The sequence below is a fragment of the Actinomycetospora sp. genome (genome assembly GCF_055612215.1).
The window spans coordinates 1-2518 of the sequence record NZ_JBVPVA010000216.1 but is presented as its reverse complement, the minus strand read 5'-3'; the positions used below and the strand labels follow the sequence as shown (position 1 = coordinate 2518).

3 protein-coding genes are annotated in these 2518 nt (G+C 71.7%); 1 reads left to right on the top strand and 2 read right to left on the bottom strand.

The features are described 5' to 3' along the window. Positions 1 to 810: aminoacyl--tRNA ligase-related protein (locus tag AC0CYZ_RS06090; protein WP_472213342.1), on the bottom strand; the 810-nt coding region annotated here is incomplete at its 3' end. A 143-nt stretch (positions 811 to 953) separates the two neighbouring features. On the opposite strand from AC0CYZ_RS06090, the gene rfbB reads away from it, so the two are divergent. After that, positions 954 to 1988 carry a dTDP-glucose 4,6-dehydratase gene (rfbB, locus tag AC0CYZ_RS06085; RefSeq protein ID WP_472213340.1) on the top strand — a complete coding sequence of 345 codons (1035 nt, stop codon included), beginning with the start codon at positions 954 to 956 and terminating at the stop codon, positions 1986 to 1988. Positions 1989 to 2116: 128 nt separating this feature from the next. On the opposite strand, the gene AC0CYZ_RS06080 is transcribed toward rfbB, so the two are convergent. Then, positions 2117 to 2518 (bottom strand): DUF4185 domain-containing protein (locus AC0CYZ_RS06080; RefSeq protein WP_472213338.1); only part of this gene is annotated, 402 nt, incomplete at its 5' end.

Genomic DNA, 2518 nt, shown 5'->3' with positions numbered 1-2518 from the left:
GGCCTCCGAGCGGAAGCACGGCGTCCACGCGGTGTAGGCCAGCGGGAGCGCGTCCGCGTCGAGCATCTCGCCCGCGTGCAGGTTCGTGAGCGGCACCTCGGCGGTCGGGATGAGGTAGAGGCTGCGGTCGTCGGTGCCGGTCCGGAACAGGTCGTCCTCGAACTTGGGCAGCTGGCCCGTGCCGGTCATCGTCTCCGGCGTGACCAGGTAGGGCACCGAGAACTCGGTGTAGCCGTGCCGGCCGGTGTGCAGCGCGAGGAAGAGCGAGGCCAGGGCGCGCTCGAGCACCGCGCCGGGCCCCTTCGCGACGCTGAACCGCGCGCCGGAGAGCTTGGCCGCCCGGCCGAAGTCGAGGATCCCCATGGCCTCGCCCAGGTCGACGTGGTCCTTGGTCTCGAACGTGAACTCCGGTGGGGTCCCCCAGCGCCGGACCTCGACCGCGTCCTCCTCGGAGTCGCCGTCCGGGGTCTCCTCGTCGGGCAGGTTCGGGATCGCGAGCAGCACCTCGCGCAGGGCGGCCTCGGCCGCGGTCACCGACTCCTCGGCCTCGCGGATCTCGTCCTTGAGCTCGCGGGCGCGCGCCTTGAGCTTCTCGACCTCCGGGCCCTGCCCCCGGGTCTCCTTCGCGACGCGCCCGACCTCCTGGGCCACCCGCTTCGACTCGGCCCGCAGGTCGTCGGCGCGGGCGATCGACGAGTTGCGCCGCGCGGAGAGCTCCTCGAGCCCCGCCAGGTCCAGGGCGTAGCCGCGTCGCGCGAGGCGGCGGACCGCCTCGTCGCCGAGCTCGATGAGGGTCCGTGCGTCGTGCATGCCGTCCTCGGGTGTCTGGGGTTCGCTGCCGGTGGGCCCGGTGTGCCCAGGGTGCCGCACCGGCCCGTCGGGTCCGTCGGCACGGTCGGTTAGGTTCGGGACGTCAGTGATGCGCTGATGCCGCCGTCGCCTGGGAGTGCCGAGTGTCCACCGTTCTCGTCACCGGTGCAGCCGGTTTCATCGGGTCGAACTTCGTGCGGTACTGGCGCGAGGTGCACCCCGGCGACCGGGTGGTGGCGTTGGACGCGCTGACCTACGCCGGGGTCCGGGAGTCCCTCGACGGCCCGGACGGGCAGCTGCTCGACGGGGTGGAGTTCGTCCACGGCTCGATCGCCAACACCGACCTCGTGGCACACCTGCTGCGCGCGTACTCGGTGGACGTGGTGGTCAACTTCGCCGCCGAGTCCCACAACTCGCTGGCCATCCTGCGCCCCGGCGACTTCTTCGCCACCAACGTCATGGGCACCCAGGCCCTGCTCGAGGCGGTCCGCCGCGTCGGGGTCTCCCGGTTCCACCACATCTCGACCTGTGAGGTCTACGGCGACCTGTCCCTGGACGCCGACGAGGCGTTCACCGAGGACTCCCCGTATCTCCCGCGGACCCCGTACAACGCGGCCAAGGCCGGCGGTGACCACGTGGTGCGCGCCTACGGGCTGACCTACGACATCCCGGTCACCATCACCAACTGCTCGAACAACTACGGGCCGCGCCAGTTCCCCGAGAAGGTCATCCCGCTGTTCACCACCCGCGCACTGGCCGGGGAGCCGCTGCCGCTCTACGCCTCGACCAAGAACCGCCGCGAGTGGCTGCACGTCTCCGACCACGCCTCGGCGATCGACCGGGTGATCCACCAGGGCCGGACCGGGGAGACCTACAACGTCGGCTCCGGGGTCGAGGTCGACATCGAGGGGATCGCCGACACCGTGCTCGGTGTGCTCGGGCTCGGTCCGGAGCTCAAGACGATCGTGCCGGACCGGCCGTCGCACGATCGGCGCTACCTGCTCGACTCCACCAAGCTGCGCACCGAGCTGGGCTGGGCCCCCGCGGTGGAGTGGACGGACGGTATCGCCGACACCGTGGCCTGGTACCGCGCGAACGAGGCCTGGTGGCGGCCGCTGCTCGGGCGCTCCCCCGTCGTCGAGGGCGCCGACGCCGACTGGGGTGCCTCCGGCTCGTGAGCACTTTCGGTCGTCATGGCGACCGATAGTGTTCACACACGCCGATCTGCTCGTCGGGCAGCGAACCGCCTCCGCATGCTTGTGAGCACTTTCGGTCGCCATGACGACCCAAAGTGCTCACGTGCGCGTCAGCGCACGAGTGGCGAGACGTCGGCGCGGAACTGCATCGACCGGTAGGGCCAGTTGGTCCCGGTGTTCCACTGGCTGACCACCAGGTGCAGGTCCGACAGCGTCGAGCCCGGCAGGGTGTAGCCGCCGTAGAGCTGGGCGACGCGCCCGGCGTCGTGGTCCTCGTCGTCCCAGCCGCTGCCGTGGACCAGCGTCGCGCGGGGGGCCGCGTGGAGGTTCGCCGTCGGGTGGTCGAGCAGGTAGGCGTCCATCCGGTAGTTGCCGGCGTCGAAGACGACCAGCACCCACCACTGCCGCCCGGCCGCGTCGGGCACCCGCCGCAGCGACATCTCGCCGAACGCACCGGGCAGGACGAGGGTCGGGGGACGGCCCCAGCCCCAGGTCGCGCCGTCCCAGCCCCA